15 protein-coding genes and 1 riboswitch are annotated in these 18,149 nt (G+C 54.4%); of the genes, 13 read left to right on the top strand and 2 right to left on the bottom strand.

The window, feature by feature from the left end:
• Positions 1–278 precede the first annotated feature (278 nt).
• The 4 genes from PEL01S_RS00495 to PEL01S_RS00480 all read left to right on the top strand — a co-directional run bounded on the left by PEL01S_RS00495 (position 279) and on the right by PEL01S_RS00480 (position 9,349).
• Positions 279–5,642, top strand: a complete 5,364-nt coding sequence (locus PEL01S_RS00495; protein ID WP_127458863.1) for a S8 family serine peptidase — start codon at positions 279–281, stop codon at positions 5,640–5,642.
• Positions 5,643–5,921: 279 nt separating this feature from the next.
• A complete protein-coding gene (locus PEL01S_RS00490) occupies positions 5,922–7,082 on the top strand; it encodes a polysaccharide deacetylase family protein (protein WP_127458862.1) in 1,161 nt (386 codons plus the stop codon).
• A 184-nt stretch (positions 7,083–7,266) separates the two neighbouring features.
• Complete coding sequence (gene racE, locus PEL01S_RS00485) at positions 7,267–8,076, top strand: glutamate racemase (RefSeq protein ID WP_127458861.1); 810 nt, start codon at positions 7,267–7,269, stop codon at positions 8,074–8,076.
• A gap of 70 nt (positions 8,077–8,146) precedes the next feature.
• The gene (locus tag PEL01S_RS00480) at positions 8,147–9,349 is read left to right on the top strand and encodes a M14 family metallopeptidase (protein ID WP_127458860.1); all 1,203 of its coding nucleotides are present in this window, start codon (positions 8,147–8,149) and stop codon (positions 9,347–9,349) included.
• Between the two features lie 78 nt (positions 9,350–9,427).
• Here PEL01S_RS00480 and PEL01S_RS00475 read toward each other — a convergent pair whose 3' ends face one another.
• Positions 9,428–9,985 (bottom strand): DJ-1/PfpI family protein, encoded by a 558-nt coding sequence (locus PEL01S_RS00475; protein WP_063179769.1) that lies wholly within the window; start codon positions 9,983–9,985, stop codon positions 9,428–9,430.
• A 179-nt stretch (positions 9,986–10,164) separates the two neighbouring features.
• On the opposite strand from PEL01S_RS00475, the gene PEL01S_RS00470 reads away from it, so the two are divergent.
• A complete protein-coding gene (locus PEL01S_RS00470; protein ID WP_063179767.1) occupies positions 10,165–10,401 on the top strand; it encodes a hypothetical protein in 237 nt (78 codons plus the stop codon).
• Between the two features lie 62 nt (positions 10,402–10,463).
• Here the strand turns inward: PEL01S_RS00470 and ytvI are convergent, their stop codons facing one another.
• On the bottom strand, positions 10,464–11,573 hold the full coding sequence (gene ytvI, locus PEL01S_RS00465) for a sporulation integral membrane protein YtvI (protein WP_010491541.1): 1,110 nt from the start codon (positions 11,571–11,573) through the stop codon (positions 10,464–10,466).
• Between the two features lie 256 nt (positions 11,574–11,829).
• Between ytvI and PEL01S_RS00460 the strand changes: the two genes are divergently transcribed.
• The 8 genes from PEL01S_RS00460 to PEL01S_RS00425 all read left to right on the top strand — a co-directional run bounded on the left by PEL01S_RS00460 (position 11,830) and on the right by PEL01S_RS00425 (position 18,148).
• Positions 11,830–12,132, top strand: coding sequence for a heme biosynthesis protein HemY (locus PEL01S_RS00460; RefSeq protein ID WP_010491539.1), 303 nt, complete (start codon positions 11,830–11,832; stop codon positions 12,130–12,132).
• Between the two features lie 35 nt (positions 12,133–12,167).
• Positions 12,168–12,395, top strand: a complete 228-nt coding sequence (locus PEL01S_RS00455; RefSeq protein WP_010491537.1) for a YuzB family protein — start codon at positions 12,168–12,170, stop codon at positions 12,393–12,395.
• Positions 12,396–12,553: 158 nt separating this feature from the next.
• A complete protein-coding gene (locus PEL01S_RS00450) occupies positions 12,554–14,044 on the top strand; it encodes an esterase-like activity of phytase family protein (protein WP_239551294.1) in 1,491 nt (496 codons plus the stop codon).
• 185 nt (positions 14,045–14,229) lie between these two features.
• Entirely contained in the window at positions 14,230–15,462 is a 1,233-nt protein-coding gene (locus PEL01S_RS00445; RefSeq protein ID WP_127458859.1) for an MDR family MFS transporter, read from the top strand.
• Between the two features lie 93 nt (positions 15,463–15,555).
• Positions 15,556–15,646: riboswitch (cyclic di-GMP riboswitch) on the top strand.
• 85 nt (positions 15,647–15,731) lie between these two features.
• Entirely contained in the window at positions 15,732–16,037 is a 306-nt protein-coding gene (locus PEL01S_RS00440; RefSeq protein WP_036679994.1) for a hypothetical protein, read from the top strand.
• Positions 16,038–16,153: 116 nt separating this feature from the next.
• Positions 16,154–16,963, top strand: coding sequence for a DUF2935 domain-containing protein (locus PEL01S_RS00435; protein ID WP_127458858.1), 810 nt, complete (start codon positions 16,154–16,156; stop codon positions 16,961–16,963).
• A 202-nt stretch (positions 16,964–17,165) separates the two neighbouring features.
• Complete coding sequence (locus PEL01S_RS00430; protein ID WP_127458857.1) at positions 17,166–17,663, top strand: CBO0543 family protein; 498 nt, start codon at positions 17,166–17,168, stop codon at positions 17,661–17,663.
• Entirely contained in the window at positions 17,660–18,148 is a 489-nt protein-coding gene (locus PEL01S_RS00425) for a CBO0543 family protein (protein ID WP_127458856.1), read from the top strand. Before PEL01S_RS00430 ends, PEL01S_RS00425 begins: the two co-directional genes overlap by 4 nt.
• The last annotated feature ends 1 nt before the right edge of the window (position 18,149 follow it).

Below are 18,149 nucleotides of genomic sequence, written 5' to 3'. Positions count from 1 at the left end.
TGCATACCATTTTCTTATTTTATTGTATAAAATTACATAATTGTTCTTGTGCATCTGATTTTACAATATTATACTATCATCATTATCAACTACTCTATTAAAAACTCATAGGGATAGGCTTCGACAATCGAATTCCCTTGCTCCGTCCCTGCTTGGAGGTGATTGTTCACAAACCCTCATTCCGGTAAGGCATGACTTGAAAGCAACCAGATCCGCAGATGTTCTCTCTGGAGGATGCCACAAATTTGCTGAAACCAAGTCAAAGGAGCGGATGAATATTGTTGAAGCACAAAAAGTTAAGCAAGCATCTTTCCCTGGGGATGGCCATTCTTCTTTCTCTCACCTTCAGTTATCCGGCCAGTGCCGACAACACAAGCGTCTCTCAAAAGACCGATCTCAAATCCAGCTCTCCCCGCATTGCCACCGATAAAGTTTCTTCCAAGCTCAGCAAGCAGTTTAGCGATGACGAATACGTCACTTACCTCGTTAAAATGAAAGAGCAGGCGGATACGACAGCCGCTTCCAAGAATGCCCTGCAAAAATTGACTCTCGAAAAGGCCACGCCGGCCGCAATCAAGCTCGCCAGACGGAGCTCCGTTGTCAGCTCGCTACGCGAAACGGCTTCTCGCACGCAGCAATCCCTGGAACACTATTTGAAGAAAGAACTTGAACAGGGGGGAGTTAAAGACTATAAGAGCTTTTATATTGTCAACGCCATGGCGGTAACGAGCAGTAAATCCGTCATGGAGAATATTGCCCAGCTCCCGGAAGTCGACAAAATTTTGCCGAATGAAGAGCGGTTTCTGGATAAAGTGGAAATCGACAAAGAGGCCGAGGCCAAAACGGATGCAGTCAAACAGGATCGTGTGAAAACGGATGCGATCAAGCCAGACAACGTGGAGTGGAATATCTCACAGGTCAATGCTCCCGAAGTTTGGGCCAAGGGCATCGACGGCACCGGCATCGTTGTGGCCAATCTGGATTCGGGCGTTGATTACACACATCCTGCGCTGCAGCGCAAGTGGCGGGGACTGGACGCTTCCGGGAATGTCGTGAATCCGGAGCTCAGCTGGTACGACCCCCACAGCAGATCGCCGCTGCCCGCTGACGGAGACGGCCACGGCACCCATACGATGGGCACGATGGTCGGTTCGGAGGCGAACGGTTCGAACCAAATCGGCGTCGCCCCCGGGGCCAAATGGATCGCGGTACGGATTTTCAATCCGAGCACGACCGACGCCATTATTCTTGACGGGGCCCAATGGCTGTTGGCTCCCAAAGATGCGCAGGGCAACCTTCATCCCGAACTGGCGCCGGATGTCGTGAACAACTCTTGGAGCGGCGGCGCGGGACTCGACGAATGGTTCCGGCCTATGGTTCGAGCTTGGCGGGACGCGCAAATTTTCCCTGAATTTTCAGCAGGGAACAAGAAAGCGACGAATCCCGGCGGGCCTGGCTCCGTAGCCAATCCGGCCAACTATCCGGAAGCGTTCGCCACTGGAGCGACCGACATCAACAAAAACTTGGCCGATTTCTCACTCCTCGGTCCTTCTCCTTACGGAGAGATTAAACCGGAGGTTTCGGCTCCCGGGGTCAACATCCGTTCTTCCGTTCCGGGCGGAAAATATGAGGGCGGCTGGAACGGTACTTCCATGGCCGGTCCGCATACCACGGCGATCGCCGGGCTTTTGCTGCAAGCCAATCATTCCCTGACGGTGGATCAGCTCGAGCAAATCCTTATGGATACGGCGACCAAGCGAACGGACAGCCAATATCCTGCCACTCCGAATAACGGATACGGTCACGGCATCGTCAACGCGCTTGATGCAGTCGGGTCCGTCCTGGAGGGAGTCGGTACGGTATCCGGTAAGGTCGTAACCGCCGGAGACGATGACGAAGCTCCCGTATTGGAGCATACGCCGTTAACTCTCGTTTTCAAGGGGCTGGATGCCCGGGTGTCCGCCCGCGTGAAAGATAATGTAGCCGTGAACGCCGTCGAATTGTTCGCCAAAGTGGCAGGCACGGATCATTACACGTACATTCCGATGGAGCGCAAGTCGGGCGACAGCAAGGACGGGATCTATGAAGCGACGATCCCCGCGTTCCTGCTCGATACGAAAGGGCTGGAATATTATATCCGCGTGAACGATTACGGCAACAACGGTTTTAACAGCAATGTGTACAAAATCCCGGTATCCAGCGGCGTTAAGCCCGGCTATTTCCAGGATTTCGAGAAAGATAATATGGGCTTTACCACCGGAGGCGAAGGGGGCGCTTGGGCTTGGGGAGTTCCGAGCAGCGGTCCGGGACGCGCCTATTCCGGGCAAAAGGTGGTCGCCACCAATCTGACAGGCACTTATCCGGCCAACGCCAACTCTTATTTGCTTGCTCCGCCGATCGATCTTACGACAAGTCCGGAAGGAGCCGTGCTTTCCTTTAAGAATTGGTACGATTTGGAAAATAATATCGACTTCGGTAAAGTGTACATCGCCTCCAAGGGCAGCGACGATGCCTTCGTGCCGCTGTTGACCTTCACGGGAAGCAGCGGGGGCTGGAAAACGCAGTATGTGGATTTGAAGCCGTATGCGGGCCAAGAGATTTCCCTGATGTTCAATCTGACCAGCGATGCCTCGATGCAGAAGGCGGGATGGTACATCGACGATCTTTCCATCCAGCCGCCGGATCGTACCGCCCCGGCAGCCCCTGGCAGTTTGAGCGCTTCGGCGGACCCTGTCGGCAATGTCACGCTGACTTGGACACCGCCCGCCGATGAAGATCTGAAGGAGTATAAGGTGTACCGTTCCACGCGTTCCGGCACAGGCTATGAAGCGATCGGCACGGTGACGTCGGCAACGTATACCGATACGAATACGGTGGAAAATACCACCTACTATTATGCCGTGACCGCTATAGATTACAGCGGCAACGAAAGCGTCAAGTCGAACGAAGCCTCGCTGACCGTTCGTCGTCCCGCTATCTTGTTCAGCGATTCTTTCGATTCGAATACGGATAACGGCTGGACTCATAGCGGAGCCAAGGACGAATGGGAACGGGGAGTACCTTCTGCCCCCGGACCGGCCGAAGCCGTATCCAAGCCTAATGTATGGGGGACCGATCTGGATGGAACCTACGAGAACAACGCAGATGCTTCGCTGGTTTCTCCGAGCATCAATCTGACGAATGTGACGAATGCGACGCTGGCGTTCCAGCACTGGTATGAAATCGAAAGCGGCTACGACTACGGCTATGTGGAAATATCCACAAACGGGGGAGACACCTGGTCCGAGCTGGGCAAATTCTCGCACAGCACGAACGGAAAGCAGTGGAGCCCGGTTTACTACAATCTGGATAAATACACCGGGAAAGAGGTCCAAATCCGCTTCAGACTGAAAAGCGACGGCACCGTATCGAAAGCCGGATGGTACATTGATAACTTCCAAGTACTGAATGTGACGACTACCGTGCAGACGCAGAATTCGGTTCCCGAGATGAATGTGCAAAAGCCCAAGCCGGTTTATGACAATCCGCTGTACAAGATCTCAAGAACCGAGAAGAGCGAGTTCAAGCCTGTCGTGAACAACGGCAGCATCGGAACGGAAAGCTTGCCTGCGAGCGCAACCGTCACCGTGCTTGAGACCGGCCGTTCCGTCAAAACGGATGCCTCTACCGGACGGTACAGCTTGACTCATGTGGCCGGCAAGTTCACGCTAAAGGCGGAAGCTTACGGGTACTATCCGCGGACCCAGTCTGTCACGATTACCGACGGGACTGACGTCAAAGCCAACTTTAATCTGGAAGCCATTCCTCACGGCCTAATTAACGGCACTGTGAAGGATGAACGTACCGGACAGCCGATTGCGGGCGCGGTCGTGGTTCTTCAGGAAGACCCCCGAGTCGCCCCTGTGACGACGAACGTCTATGGCGGGTTTAATCTGGATGTGATGGAAGGCAGCTATACGCTTTCCGTTTCGGCAAAAGATTACTATGGCAAAACGGCCAAAGTAACCGTTACTCCGAATGGCACCGTGGAGCTTCCGGTCACTCTGAAACCGTTCATCGGCTTCCCCGGTGAAATTGCTTACGACGATGGCACGCCGGAGAATGCCAGAGCTTTCAACGCAGCCGACAATGCTTGGGCTGTCCGGATGACGCCGGAGTCCGGTTCCGCGCAAGTGACGGGCGTATCGCTCCGCTTCTGGAACACGGAATGGCCGCAGCCGGGCGGGACGGCGTTCAAATACGCCATTTATGACGCTTCCGGCGCCGGTGGGGCTCCAGGACGTCAGCTGGCCGGTCCGTTCGACGGCACCGCGCTTCGCAACAATCAATGGACGGTGCTGGAATTGGCCGAGCCTGTGACCGTACAAGGCGACTTCTATGTCGTCTATATCCAGACAGCCGCCAATCCGAATGCGCCCGGACTTGCAACCGACGAGAACGGGAAAAATGCATTGCGCAGCTGGCAGCGCGTCGGCGGCGCGTGGAGCGCTTCTCCCAAAGAAGAGGGCAACTACATGATCCGTGCGGTCGTCCGCTATCCGGTGAACGCTCCCGTTATTACGGCGCCTGCCGATGACTTCTACACGAAGCAGCCGACCGTTGCCGTCACGGGAACTTCTCCGGCGAACGGAGCGACCATCCAGTTGTATAACGGAACGGAAGTGGCCGGAACTGCCACCGTGCAGAACGGACAGTTCAGCTTGACCGTGCAGCTTAAGCCCGGGGCAAACCTGCTGAGCGCCGAAGCGGTCGTAGGCGGCAAGGCGACGGACCGTTCGGAGCCCGTCACCGTGACGCTGGACCAGACGCCGCCGGAATTGGTCGTTCTCTCTCCGGTAGAAGGAGCAAGAACCAATAGAGAGGTACTTCACGTTACGGGGACGGCAACCGACCAGTTCTTCAGCACGCTGACGGTGAATGGGCAACGGGCCGAGATTGGGAACGACGGCGCCTTTGCTCACCGTATTTTGATCAATCCAGGCCAGAACCTTGTCACGGTAACGGCAAAAGACCTTGCCGACAATGAAACGACGGTTACCCGTGCCGTGTACGTCGATCTGTCCCTGCCGAAAATCAATAATCTCTCGCCTGCGGCCGATGTTCGTCTTAAGGCAGGAGAGCCGCTTCATGTATCCTTTGACAGCGCGCCCGGCCTGAATGCCTCTTTCCGCGTCGAAGTGCCGCTTCTGCTGAGCAGCAAGGCGCGAAACGAGATTCCGTTGACGGAAACGAGACCGGGACACTACGAGGGAGCTTATCAGACCCCGTCGTCCTTAGTGCTTAACGGCGGAATCGTCGTTGTCCGCGTCTGGGATCGGGCGGGCAACCAAGCGGAATTCGAAGCCCCCGGCAAAGTGTACGTAACCGGCACCCAGCCTCCGGCCAATGTGCCGCCGGTCGCGGCCATTTCTGCACCGGATACGGCGAAGAAGAAGCAGCAGGTTACGTTTAACGGCTCTGCTTCCCGCGATCAGGACGGAAAAATCGTCCGATACGAATGGAAGTTCGGCGACGGCGGAACGGCCACAGGCGTCAAAGCGAAGCACCGTTTTACCACCGCTGGCACTTATACGGTGCAATTGACCGTCACCGACGATAAAGGGGCGCAAAATACGGCGGTGCACAAAATTACGATCAAGTAAGCGAAGGCTGCTTTATTTTGGCCTTAGACGAAGAGCGCCTATTGCATGACCGAAAGACCTCTGCGGTTCCGCCGCAGGGGTCTTTTTTTCCATGCCATGCCCGGTATTCGAATTAGAAAAATCATCGCTTTTTTTGCGTGAAAGGACCGGCGAGATTTTACGTCGGTTTGCCACATGTTACGTGGTTTGGTAAAATATATACGAACAACTATTCGTGTTCGATCAAATGATTGTCGACCGCACCAAACGACTCCACGACCAACGAAATGGGGAACAGCGATGAACAACAAGACAAAGGCGACTTGGATGCTCGCTGCGGCATTGTCCCTCATGCTTGCAGCTTGCGGCAATGAGCGCGCCGCCGAGCCGCCCGCGCCAACCGAGTCGCCGAAGCCGACCGATTCCAAGAAGCCGGTTGAAACCAAGAAGCCGACCGAATCGTCGGGCGATTCTTCGGTAGTCCCGGCACCGCCGGTGACTTCCGCCAATTCGGAGTCAGCCAAGGACGCGAAAACGGAGAAAGAGAAAGAAGCAAAAGCAAAAGAGACAAAAGAAACGAAAGAGACGAAAGAAACGAAAACGACGAAGGACAAACCGAACATGTCCGAGCCTGCGGACAAGCAAAGCCAGCCGTCGGGCGCAACAGGGGCTGTCTCCGATAACGGCAAAGCGGGCGTATCCGGACCGAAAAATCCGGCCGCAGCCGTTACAGACGGCAAAACGAAGGAACCGCCGGCGACGGGAACCGGGGACCGCAAGGCGCTTTCGTGGTATTACATGAAGAAGCCCAAGGGCCAGGTCCCGAATTTCCCAGCGGAGACGAAAAGCTTCACGAAAGACATGAAGGCGCTCTGGGTCGGCACCGGGAAAAAAGTATATTTGACCATCGATACCGGCGGCCCGCTCGGAGATATCGATACGCTGGTCAAGTCGCTGAAGGACAACAAGGTGAAGGCGAATTTTTTTATCGCGGGCTATAACGTTAAGAAAAATCCCGATTTCATTCGGACGCTCGTGGCCGATGGGCATCTGATCGCCAACCATACGATGACGCATACGGATATGAATACGCAAACCGACGAGCAGGTGCGCAAAGAAATCGAAGATTACGCGAAGCTTTACAAAGATGTGACGGGCAAGGACATTCAGCCGTATTTCCGTTTTCCGTACGGCCGCTATAATACGCACTTATTGAAAATGGTATCCGATATGGGGTACACGTCCGTCTTCTGGTCCACGGCCATGCGCGACTGGGAGCCCCGCAAGAACGGTGCGGAGGACCCCTACAACGATATCATGAACAACTTGCATGACGGCAACATTATTTTGATGCATCAAGGTTCGCCGGAAAACATCCAGGCGCTGGATAAAATCATCAAAGCCGTTAAAAAAGCGGGCTACGAGTTCGCGCTGTTAAGCGATATCGAGCCTCCGAAGTAGTATTCGTCCGGCACGCTCCATTTTGAGCCGTGACCCGCCTCAGGGCGGGTTTTATTTTTGACCGGGGTCTGTTAAGATAAAATGATCCGCACGGCGGAATAAGCCGAATCGGACACCTTTCCTTTTTGCTCTACATACCATAAACCTAGAAGTGAACAGACCAACATAAAGGAAGCGAATAACCGTGCAACAAGCGATAGCCATATTGGATTCAGGAGTCGGCGGATTGACGGTCGTCAAAGAGGTCATGCGCCAACTGCCGCAGGAGAAAATCGTTTATTTCGGAGACACCGCCCGGACGCCTTACGGACCGAGGCCGGCCGAGGAGGTTACTCGCTTTACGCATCAGATCGTCGATTATTTGCTTCAGTTTCATCCCAAAATGGTGGTCATCGCCTGCAATACGGCAACGGCTATCGCTTTGGAGGAGATTCGCGCCAGATTGCCCGTTCCCGTGGTCGGCGTCATTCATCCCGGAGCCCGGGCAGCGATTAAAATGACCCGCACCCAGAAGATCGGCGTTATCGGAACGATTGGAACGATCCAAAGCAACGCTTACGAAACGGCGCTGCGTCAAATTTCACCTCACATTGAAGTCGTGAGCCGGGCCTGCCCTTTGTTTGTGCCTTTGGTCGAGAAGGGCGTATTCCATGGCGAACAAACCCGGCAGGTCGTCGAGGAATCACTTAGCGAGCTGAAGGAAACCCCGATGGATTGCCTGATTCTCGGCTGTACGCATTACCCGTTCCTTACGGATACAATTGCTTCGGTCATGGGACCGCAAGTTACTTTGATTAACTCGGCGGAGGAGACCGCGAGGGAAATCAGCACAATCCTGTATCACAAGGGAATGCTGGCGACCTCCAATAAGCTGCCGGTTCATCAATTTTTCTGCAGCGGAGATCCTTGGATGTTCAAGATGATTGCACAAGGATGGCTGAACGAGCAAATCAAGGTGACGCCTGTCGTCTGGCAGGTTCCGAATATTATATAGCTCTCCGGCATATGCATTAGCGAACCCCCGGGCCTCTGCGTCCGGGCAGTGAGCTGAGGAGGGCTGTCGGATGACATTTCCTTACGTCGTCAGACGCGGAGATACGATCCATCGGGTCGCGCGGCGATACGGTATGAACGTGACGGCGCTTTATGGGGCGAACCCGCATTTAAAGGAGCGCAGCTATTTGTATCCCGGCCAAGTCGTCCACATCCCCGTAAGAACGACGAGCCGCTATGTCATTCAAGCGGGGGACACGCTGTGTGATCTGGCTCTGCGGTTCAATATTTCGCTGGCGGAACTCCAGGCGGCCAACCCCGATGCGGATCCGCGCCGTCTGCGGATCGGACAATCCATCGTGCTTCCGGTAAGCAAAGGCTTGACGATTGTCGAAACGGATGCGGAGTACGATTATGCGGAGCTGATGGACGATTTGGACCGGCTGCTGGACACGTATCCTTTTCTAGAAATGATCATCATCGGTCAATCCGTGCTCGGAAAAGATATTCCGGCGGTACGCATCGGCACCGGCCCACGGGAAGTGCATTATAACGGGGCGTTTCACGCGAACGAATGGATTACGTCGCTGCTGCTGATGAAATTCATCGAGGATTATGCGGCGGCCTATGCCGGAAGGAAGCCGCTGCGCAACCGGGATATATCCGCACTGTACGAGCAAACCTCGCTGTGGGTCGTGCCCATGGTCAACCCGGACGGCGTGGAGCTTGTGCAGCAAGGGCTTACGTCGGGGCATCCGTATTACGAGGGGCTGCTCCGGTGGAATTTCGATTCGCAGCAGTTTTCCCGCTGGAAAGCGAATATCCGCGGCGTCGATCTGAACGACCAGTTTCCGGCCCATTGGGAGGCGGAGCGCGATAGGCGGGAAACGCCCGGCCCGGGTCCGCGAGACTACGCGGGGCCCGCGCCTCTGTCCGAGCCGGAAGCGCAAGCGATGGAGGCGTTCACCCGCGGGCATTCGTTTCACTTGGTGATGGCGTTTCATACGCAAGGCAGGGAAATTTATTGGAACTACCGGGGGCTGGAGCCGCCGGAGGCCGAGGAAGCAGCACGCCGGCTGGCGAAGGTGAGCGGCTATCGGGCCGTCAAGCTGACCGGCAGCGATGCCGGCTATAAGGATTGGTTTATTCAGGAGTTCGGCCGCCTGGGGTTCACCATCGAGGCGGGAATCGGCATCAACCCTCTTCCGATCGAACAGTTCCCGCAGATGTACGACGAGGCGATCGGCATCATGCTGGAAGGGTTGAAGCTGTAGAGGCTGCTCCGGCACCGTCAAAAAAGAAGTGCTTCCGCGAAGGTCCAGCGACCCGTGGCGGAAGCACTTCTTTTCACTTTACTTCAAAAGCTTCAAAAATTCGCGCATGAATCCCGGCAGATCGGGCCAAGCATGCCCGGTGACGAGCTTGCCGTCCACATGAAGCGTCTCCGGTCCATAGGTGGCGCCGAGGCGCTCAATATCGGGGCGGCAAGCCGTATACGCGGTCATGGTGCGTCCCTTGAAATAGCCGTAGTCCGGAAGCGAGGCGAACACTTGAGCCGCATGGCATATCGCTCCGACCGGCTTGTCTGCTTCCAGAAAATGAGCGATGATGCGGGGAACATTGGCATCGGAACGAATGTATTCCGGCGCCCGGCCGCCCGGTATAATCAGCCCGTCGTATTCGGACGGGTCCACATCCGCAAAGGCAATATGGGAGGGAAGCCGATGACCGAGCTTTTCCGTATAGGTCTCCCAACCTTCGACGAAATCGTGCACGACGGTGTGAAGCGTCTTTTTCGTCGGCGAGGCGATGATTGCTTCGTACCCCTCCTCCAACAGCCGGTAGTACGGGTAATACACCTCCAGTACTTCAACCGCGTCTCCTGCCAGCACAAGTACTTTTTTGGACATGGTATCACTCCTTGGTAAAGGTTGGAATGTCACTCTATCATTATGCTGGATGAGAGAATGGCTGTAAACGGGGTGAAATTGTCGGAATTTGTCGAATCATTTCGGGATTGCCGAAAGATGGTGTATACTGTAAAGAGAGGCCATTCGTACAATTCGTACAAGGAAAGGGGACGATCATCATGTGGAAGCGATTATGGTCGTTGCGGCATTGGGGTCATGTATTCCGCCGAATTATCCCTCTGCTGCGCTCGTCCAAAGTGCCGATAGGGGAAAAGCTGCTGTTCTTCGTCCCTGCGCTTGTGTATTGGGTTATGCCCGATGCGCTGCCGTTCATTCCGCTGGACGATATCGCTGTGACGATGCTGCTCATGACCTGGTTCACCGACCGGGCGGAGCGTAAATACGGCGCCACCTGATATATACGACAAAGAGCTGCCCGCGGGCAGCTCTTTTCTTCGCTTATAGAGGATAGAGGACGCTAGTTGCTCTTCGGAAGCTCCGGCTCGTACTCCTCCGCCGGCATGCGAATCCATTTTTTCAAATAGCCTTGCTCGTACAGCGCTTTGATCAGGATGATGAGGATCGGCGACAAAATCAGTCCGGCCACGCCGAACAAAGACAGCGACACGATCATGAAGGAAAGCATCGTAAAAGCGGAAACCCCGAGCGAGTCGCCCGTAATTTTCGGCTCCAGAATTTGCCTGGCGGAGATGACGACCGCGAGCAGGACGGAAAGCCAGATGGCCAGCGTCGTTTGGCCGACCACGAACAGGTAAATAATCCATGGAATGAACAGCGTCGAGACGCCGAGCAGCGGTAGCACGTCGAAGATGGCCGACAAGAGCGCGATGGAAAACGCATTTTTGATATTCATGACGAGCAGCGCGACGAAGATGACGGCAAACGTCACGCTGATCAGCTTGGCCTGCGCCTTGATATAGCTGACGATACCGAGCAGCACGTTTTCGCGGAGGAAGTGGAACGCTTTCTTGAACGTGTTGGGTGTTTTGTCCTCCGCGATCCGCTTCCAGGATTCGATTTCGATGCTTAGAAAATACGCCAAAATGATCGCAATGACGAAGTTCACCACAAAAGTCGAAAAGGACGTGAGAACGGTAAACGTGCTGGTCAGGAACGAGCGGACGATTTCGGTCGTTTTTTTCGCGATTTCCGCCGAGTATTCCTTTGCTTTTTTCACGATTTCTTCCGTCGGAAGCGTGCCGAAGCGGTCTTGCAGATTGTCCGTCTGCTTGGCGATTTCCTGCGTCAGCACCGCGGCGTATTCGGGCAGCTTATCCTTCAGGCTAACGATCTGGCTCGTGAAGATGACTCCGGCGCCGGTGATCACCCCCAGGATGACGAGCACGAAAATGATGGTCGAAACCGTGGTCGCAATGACCTTCTTGATGCCCCTGCGGTGCAGGAAGCGCGCGAACGGCTCAATGATCATGTAAACGATAAAAGCCAGGAAGATCGGGGTCGCAATGCGGTACAGGTAACTGAAGACGAGCATGAACAGGTACACGGTAATCACAAGCAAAGCGATGTCGAAAATCGTTTTGTAATATTTGCGGTAAAAAGAAATCATAGGTCACCTCGGAATTTAGCGGGTCAGCGCCATTCGGCCGCCCACAGCTTCATTTCATTTAGCATTCGGTGCAAATCCTTGCCTTTGGGCGTCAGCGGCCCCGAACCATTCGTGCGTAAGTTCATATACCTGTAATCATATCAGAAATGGGCGGCTTCTTACCAGCATTTGTGAACCGGCAGCGGAAGGTTGCTTTCGTTCCCGGGTTTATATACAATAAGGTGAAAATGCTTATTAGTGGGAGATGTGTCTGGACATGAAATGCAAAATTTCGCGCAATGCCGCCAAAGTGCTTTTGGCTGAGATGGAACAAGAGGAAAACAAAGAATTGAAGCTTCGCGTATATGTAACGCACAAGCACGGCGATCATGCGCACTACGGACTTGGAATGGACACGCCTACGGAAAATGACGTGGTCGTAACTACCGACAGTGGAATCGACGTTATTTTGCAGAAGGACGAGCCGCTGCTGGACGGCGTACGTGTCGATTACTTTTATTTGCCGGAGGAAGGCTTTGCGGTCACCAATCCGAGCAAAGGCAACCACGGCGACCATTAATCGGCGCCCGGATGCCTCAGAAAGGATAACTCCGCATGGCCAACGATATTCGCGTCTGCGACAAATGCAAGCATATGAGAATGAAAACCGCGCTGCCGAAGCTGCAAAAGCTGGCGCCCGACGCCGACATCAAGGTCGGCTGCAAGTCTTATTGCGGCCCGTGCTCGCGGTTTGCCTTCATTTATATTAACGGGCGGTATGTGACCGCCGCAACGGAAGACGAAGCGATTGAGAAAGCGAGCAAGTATATTAAGAAGAAATGACGGACCAACCTCCTGGCGCAGCTTGCGGCCGGGAGGTTTTTTTATGGATGCAAGGCTTTACAAAATCTTCATATGCCCTTTACATCGTCGAAACAATTGGCAACTATGCTAGGAAAAGTGAGTTCAAAAACCTAGTTTAATTCGCCAGGGGGATCGTCATGATGAAACGTTGGTTGAAAAAGAGAAAATGGCTGGTCTTGTCGCTTGCCGCAATGACGCTCGTGGGAGCGCAAACCGCAGCAGCTGCGGAAGGCGGCATGGAAGTGGTCGGCACGAAGTTCGGCATCTGGTCGGGCGGTAAAGAAGTGAAGACGGACAAGGCTCCCGTCCTGATCGACGGCAGCACCTATGTCCCGCTGCGCGCGCTCGGAGAAGCGCTGGGCAAGCAGGTGGAGTGGAACGAATGGACGCAGTCGATCCGGCTGAAGGAGATGCCGAAGGTCACAGCCGTACACGAGTGGAAAAATCCGGGGACGCTGGTCGGCAGCCTGAAAGAGGGGGGACTCTCGGGGCTGGTCCATCTGCCGGGCGACCCGGCGGACGTGTTCTATACGCTGGCTGACCGCGGGCCGAACGGCGAGTTCGGCAAGGACAAGCTGCGCACGTTCCCGAATGAGGCGTATGTGCCGCGCATCTACAAAATTAAAGCGGCCGGCGGAACGATCGAAGTGCTCGAAACGATCAAGCTGCATTTGCCGGCCGGGAAAACAGACAAGTTCAGCAAGACGGCGGAGCTTACCGGTCTGCCGAACTTGGAGGCCGGCGACGAAGTTCCGTACGACGGCAGCGGCACGAAGAAGCTGGCTTACGACCCGGACGGGCTGGACCTCGAAGGCATCGCCTATAACCCGGCGGATGACACGTTCTGGCTGTCGGACGAGTACCGTCCTTCCGTGCTGCAGGTGAAACGCGATGGTACGGTTGTCGGACGGTACGTGCCGCAGGGAGCGAAGGAGCAACTGGTTGCGGCGGGCGCACAAACCGAGATTTACGACATTTTGCCGGCGGTGTACGCGAAGCGGATTCCGAACCGCGGCTTCGAGGGCGTCGCGATCTCGCCGGACGGCAAATATTTGTACGCTTCGATCCAAAGCCCGATGGCGGTTCCGGACAAAAAGACGGGCGAAGCGTCCCGCAATCTGCGCATCTTGAAGATGGATCTGGCTGCCAAAAAAGTCGTCGGCGAATATTTGTACATCGCGGAGAACGCCGATTCGTTCACAAATGTGAAGCAGAAGGACGTCGTCATCAGCGACTTGTCCGCCTTGAGCGCCGATGTGCTGCTGGTGGACGAGCGCGATAAGAACAGCGGCAAAGAAGCGCAAATCAAACGCATTTACCGGGCGGATTTCTCAGCGGCGACCAATCTGCTCGGAACGGAGCAAAGCGACAATCTGGAGAAGCTGACGCTGGCGCAAATCAAGGAAAAAGGGATCGTGCCGGTCGGCAAGGAGCTGATCGTAGACGTGGCGAAGCTGGGTTACCCGCATGAGAAGCTGGAAGGGCTTGCGGTGGTGGACAAGCATACGATCGCCGTTGTGAACGACAACGATTTCGGTGTGGACGGCTACGACGACCAAGGCCAGCTGAAGGTGAACGGCAACCCGACGCAAATGTATCTCATCCAAGTCGGCGAAGAATTAAAATAAAATCGTCAGTGAAGAAAAAGCTCGTCCCAGGCGGACGGGCTTTTTCCCGTCACGCCATAATTTTTTGCCGAATGTATGGGCAGGCTCGGCCAATTGCTGTATAATGAAATCCGGTTTCATTCCATGGGTTAATCTACCGAGGGTTAGAAATACCAAGGGTTATATACGGAGAGAAGGTCGGTACGATGTTCGCAGCTGTAAAGTCTCGATTGCTTCATTTCTTACGCGAGTATCATCCGATCGTGCATGTGCTGCTTGTGGGAACCGCTCTGGCGCGGATCGCTTCGTCCATGAGCATGCCGTTTCTGGCGATTTATTTGTCCCGGGAATCGGGGCTGCACCCGATCATGATCGGCGCGATCATCGGCGTCGGCTCGCTTGCCGGCATGGCGGGCGGCTTCGTCGGCGGAGCTTTGTCGGACCGACTGGGACGCAAGTTCATCATGATGATTGCCTTGATCGGCTGGGTGATCGTTTTCACCGGCTTTGCGCTTGCCAAAGCGCCGCTGCTTTTCATGCTGTTCAATATGCTGAACGGGCTCTGCCGTTCGCTCTACGAACCGGTATCGCAAGCGCTGATGGCCGACGTGACGGTGAAGGAAAAGCGGCTTAACGTCTTCTCGATGCGGTATCTGGCGATCAATGTCGGCGTAGCCGTCGGACCGCTGCTCGGTGCTTACTTCGGCATGTTCGAAGCTTGGCTGCCGTTTTTGGTTACGGCTTTCATCTATTTGGCCTATGCGGCTTTGCTCTATGCGCTGCTGCAGGCGTTCGGCATTCGTCAGATCGAAGGGGAGCACCGCAGCGGGGTAACGGTCCGTTCGGCTTGGCGGGTCATTGCGAGTGACCGTGTGTTTCGTTATTACATTGCAGGTGGGATTATCGGCGCGATCGGCTATTCGCAGATGATGGCCACTTTATCGCAATACGTACAGCAAAGCGTAGCCGACGGGGCGACGCTGTTCGCGCTGCTGATGACGATCAATGCGGTAACGGTCGTTCTGCTGCAGGTGCCGCTGTCGAAAATGTTCGAAAGCCGCGGTCCGATGGCTGCGATAGCGGTAGGCGGTCTCATGTTTGCGCTCGGGGATATCGGCTATGCGGTATCTGTCGGCTGGATTGGCTTTATGGTCTCCATGGTTTTATTCACCGTCGGAGAAGTGCTGAATTTTCCGGCAACGAACATGCTGATCGACCGGTTGGCGCCGGACGGAATGCGGGGCACGTATTTCGGCGCACAGTCGTTTACGAATCTCGGGCATTTTCTCGGTCCTTTGGCGGGCGGCGTGCTTTTGTCGGAATGGGGAGGCGGTCCGCTGTTCTCCGTGATGGCAGTTGTAACGGTGGCGGGAATTTATTTTTATTGGAAAGGCCAGCAAGTCTATAAAATGTTTCATAATTCACATGAAAATCTATGAAAATAGTTCATAAGAACTATGTATTCTGCAAGGTTGATCTTTTATCCTAAGAGATGAGATTCAATCATACACAAAAAGACAATTTTCGAGCGTGCTCGATAAAGGCAAACCGGGCGAAAGCTCGCAGGCGCAAAGCGATAGGGATAATGCGCCGAGGTTGCGTGATGCCAGCCAGTTTACCGAAGGCACGGAGACGCGCGATGATAGATGCGGACTCCCGTACCGTCAACGGAGAGTCTTTTTGTTTTCATATAAAGGAGCGGGAACGGATGGCAGATCAGGTTCAGGGACGGAGCATCATGACGAAGCAAGGCTTCTATACAAAAGTGGGCAACGATTTCGTCGGCGTCTTTTTGTCGAGCGAAGGCCCGAAAATGTTCATTAATCGCGAGGTGTACGAGCTCGCTTCCTCTTGCTGGGACGTGGAAATGGTCAAAGGACGCAGCCGGCAGGTCATTACGTTTTATTGGCGCGGCGAAGTAAAGCTTTCCGTGCGGTGCGAAGCGGACAATGAGGTCTTCATGTCGCTCTTTGATTATTGGAGCTGCCGGGCGCAGGACTTGCGCCACGCCTGACGGCTCTTTGCCGATCCCGGTTTTCTCATTTCGAATAGGCACTTGCCCCGGTCGTTGTGCATACGATGCTTGTAGCACATTACGGCTTACCGGCCGAGGGGGAGGCAGAGACAGGGATGGCAACGGATTTCGAAGCATCGGCGGCGTTCGAACACCGGTTCTGGCTGCAGGTGATGGGCGATCACGCCCGGTTTATTAAGGATTCGCTGTCTGCGGACGAAACTGAAGAAGTGGCGCGGGCCCGGGCGATGATCGCAGCCTTCGACGGGCTGCTTCAGCATGCCCGCAGGACGGAAAATCGCGAACGGCTAATCGAAATTACCCGGAAGGCTTACAGCATGACGCAGCAATTGCGCAGCTTCAAGCTGCATCTGCTGCAAAGGCATCTGATCGGGAAGCTCGCGATTAGATTGTCGCCTTCGTTTCTAAGTCATATGGTGAACGAGGCGGAGGAATATTTGCGGGTGTTGGGAAGCCTGCTTTCCGGTCAACCGGCTCCCGTGTTCCACGAACTGCATCATCATCTGGTCTGGCTGCAGGACGCCTATGGGCATGCAAGCTCGATCGCAGGCAGTCTCGATATGGCAGAAGCGCGTTTGACTGAGATGGCCCGGACGTTCGATCAGCATTTTCGCGAGTTTTATTTAAAAGCGGTCGAACTGGCCGGCTATTTGCGCGCGAACGTGAAGAAGTTTCCGGCTTTGGCACGTTTCGGCAAAGAAGTGGAGCTTGAGATGGCGCTGTTCATGCAGTTTCTGCGGGAGCTGGAGGAGCTTCGGCTTAGCAAGCAGGCGCTCGGTATCTTGTCGCCTTTAATGGCCGATCATATGTCGCGCGAGGAGTGCTACTACCTTACGAAGCTTTCGCAAGTATCGGAGCATAAAGCTCCCGCCTGTGACCCGGCCCGTCCTCGCGTCGAGGCGTAGAACATAAGAATCGAATAAATCCTTACAAGGTCCAAGCTGAATCACCGCTCGGTCTCGTAAGGATTTTTTGCTTTTTGCCAAAAAGGCGACAGGAAGGTTAAAGCGGCAGGCAAATGGACATATTGGATGGTATCGTTCAAGACATTGTTGACAACATTGATCGGCGACCTCGACGAAGTTGCAACGGAGGACTGATATCCCTATGGCCAAGGAACAATCCGTGCTGCTTTTGATGTGGATTGCGAGCGTGCTGCTGCTCTGTATGACCGGGCGCCGACGCGTGAGAGCCACCGTACTTCTAGTACTTCTATTTCAAACGATGACCTGGTTATTGAGTTTAGTACTAACAAACTTGTCTTTGTTCGAATTTCCGGTGCGGGAATTGCCGAAGGCGACGGCAATTAATTTCACGTTTGAGTTTATTTTGTTCCCGACCTTTGCCGTCTGGTTTCAATATACGTATCCGGTACGGAAAAGCAAGGCGCGTCAACTCGGACATTATGCGCTGTACGCCACGATTTTCGTCGTCTTTTACAACTTGATGGCCCATTTTACTTCGCTTGTGAAATTTCATGGTTCGCCGTTTTGGCTGTATCTTACACTTCCGGCTAATCTTTATATAAACCGGCAGGTATTCTTATGGTTCGTTCGGGAGGAACCGGGAAAGTCTGTCACAGGCTTATCGGAGAAACGGTTATGAGCAGATTCATCGAACAGTGGATTCTTGTCTTTGTCTGGGGGATGACACTGGCTTCTCTTTTGTTCATTCCGAGGGACAAGTACCGCAACGCGCTTACGGTTTTTTTGTTTAAGCAGTGCATCACCTGGCTCCTCGGACTTCTTGTAGTCGAGTGGGGGTGGATTTCCTACCCGGTCCGATTATTCTGGAAGGTGAATGCTACCAGCTTCACATTCGAATATTTCGTTTATCCGGTCATTTGCGTTTTCTTTATGCTGCATTATCCCGAGCGCCGGAGCGGGTGGACGAAGCTGGCGTATTATGCGGCGTTCACGTCCGGAATCATGATACCGGAATATATCATCCAGCGCTATACGAAGCTGATCGATTACTTGCACTGGACCTGGTATTGGAGCTGGATCAGCTTGTTTCTTACGTTCGCGCTGTCCCGGTTGTTCTACGTATGGTATTTTAAGCCGGTGCGGATGGATAAAAACAAGCCCTGAG

The sequence above is a fragment of the Paenibacillus elgii NBRC 100335 genome, from assembly GCF_004000865.1.
GTDB classification, from domain to species: Bacteria; Bacillota; Bacilli; order Paenibacillales; family NBRC-103111; genus Paenibacillus_G; species Paenibacillus_G elgii.
This window is presented reverse-complemented; position numbering and strand designations above follow the sequence as displayed.

What these genes read in the sequence shown, in the direction of transcription:
- PEL01S_RS00490 (WP_127458862.1), top strand. Translation starts at nt 5,922, where the DNA reads ATGAACAACAAGACAAAGGCGACTTGGATGCTCGCTGCGGCATTGTCC.
- PEL01S_RS00480 (WP_127458860.1), top strand. Translation starts at nt 8,147, where the DNA reads ATGACATTTCCTTACGTCGTCAGACGCGGAGATACGATCCATCGGGTC.
- PEL01S_RS00475 (WP_063179769.1), bottom strand. Translation starts at nt 9,985, where the DNA reads ATGTCCAAAAAAGTACTTGTGCTGGCAGGAGACGCGGTTGAAGTACTG.
- PEL01S_RS00470 (WP_063179767.1), top strand. Translation starts at nt 10,165, where the DNA reads ATGTGGAAGCGATTATGGTCGTTGCGGCATTGGGGTCATGTATTCCGC.
- ytvI (WP_010491541.1), bottom strand. Translation starts at nt 11,573, where the DNA reads ATGATTTCTTTTTACCGCAAATATTACAAAACGATTTTCGACATCGCT.
- PEL01S_RS00460 (WP_010491539.1), top strand. Translation starts at nt 11,830, where the DNA reads ATGAAATGCAAAATTTCGCGCAATGCCGCCAAAGTGCTTTTGGCTGAG.
- PEL01S_RS00455 (WP_010491537.1), top strand. Translation starts at nt 12,168, where the DNA reads ATGGCCAACGATATTCGCGTCTGCGACAAATGCAAGCATATGAGAATG.
- PEL01S_RS00450 (WP_239551294.1), top strand. Translation starts at nt 12,554, where the DNA reads ATGATGAAACGTTGGTTGAAAAAGAGAAAATGGCTGGTCTTGTCGCTT.
- PEL01S_RS00445 (WP_127458859.1), top strand. Translation starts at nt 14,230, where the DNA reads ATGTTCGCAGCTGTAAAGTCTCGATTGCTTCATTTCTTACGCGAGTAT.
- PEL01S_RS00440 (WP_036679994.1), top strand. Translation starts at nt 15,732, where the DNA reads ATGGCAGATCAGGTTCAGGGACGGAGCATCATGACGAAGCAAGGCTTC.
- PEL01S_RS00435 (WP_127458858.1), top strand. Translation starts at nt 16,154, where the DNA reads ATGGCAACGGATTTCGAAGCATCGGCGGCGTTCGAACACCGGTTCTGG.
- PEL01S_RS00430 (WP_127458857.1), top strand. Translation starts at nt 17,166, where the DNA reads ATGGCCAAGGAACAATCCGTGCTGCTTTTGATGTGGATTGCGAGCGTG.
- PEL01S_RS00425 (WP_127458856.1), top strand. Translation starts at nt 17,660, where the DNA reads ATGAGCAGATTCATCGAACAGTGGATTCTTGTCTTTGTCTGGGGGATG.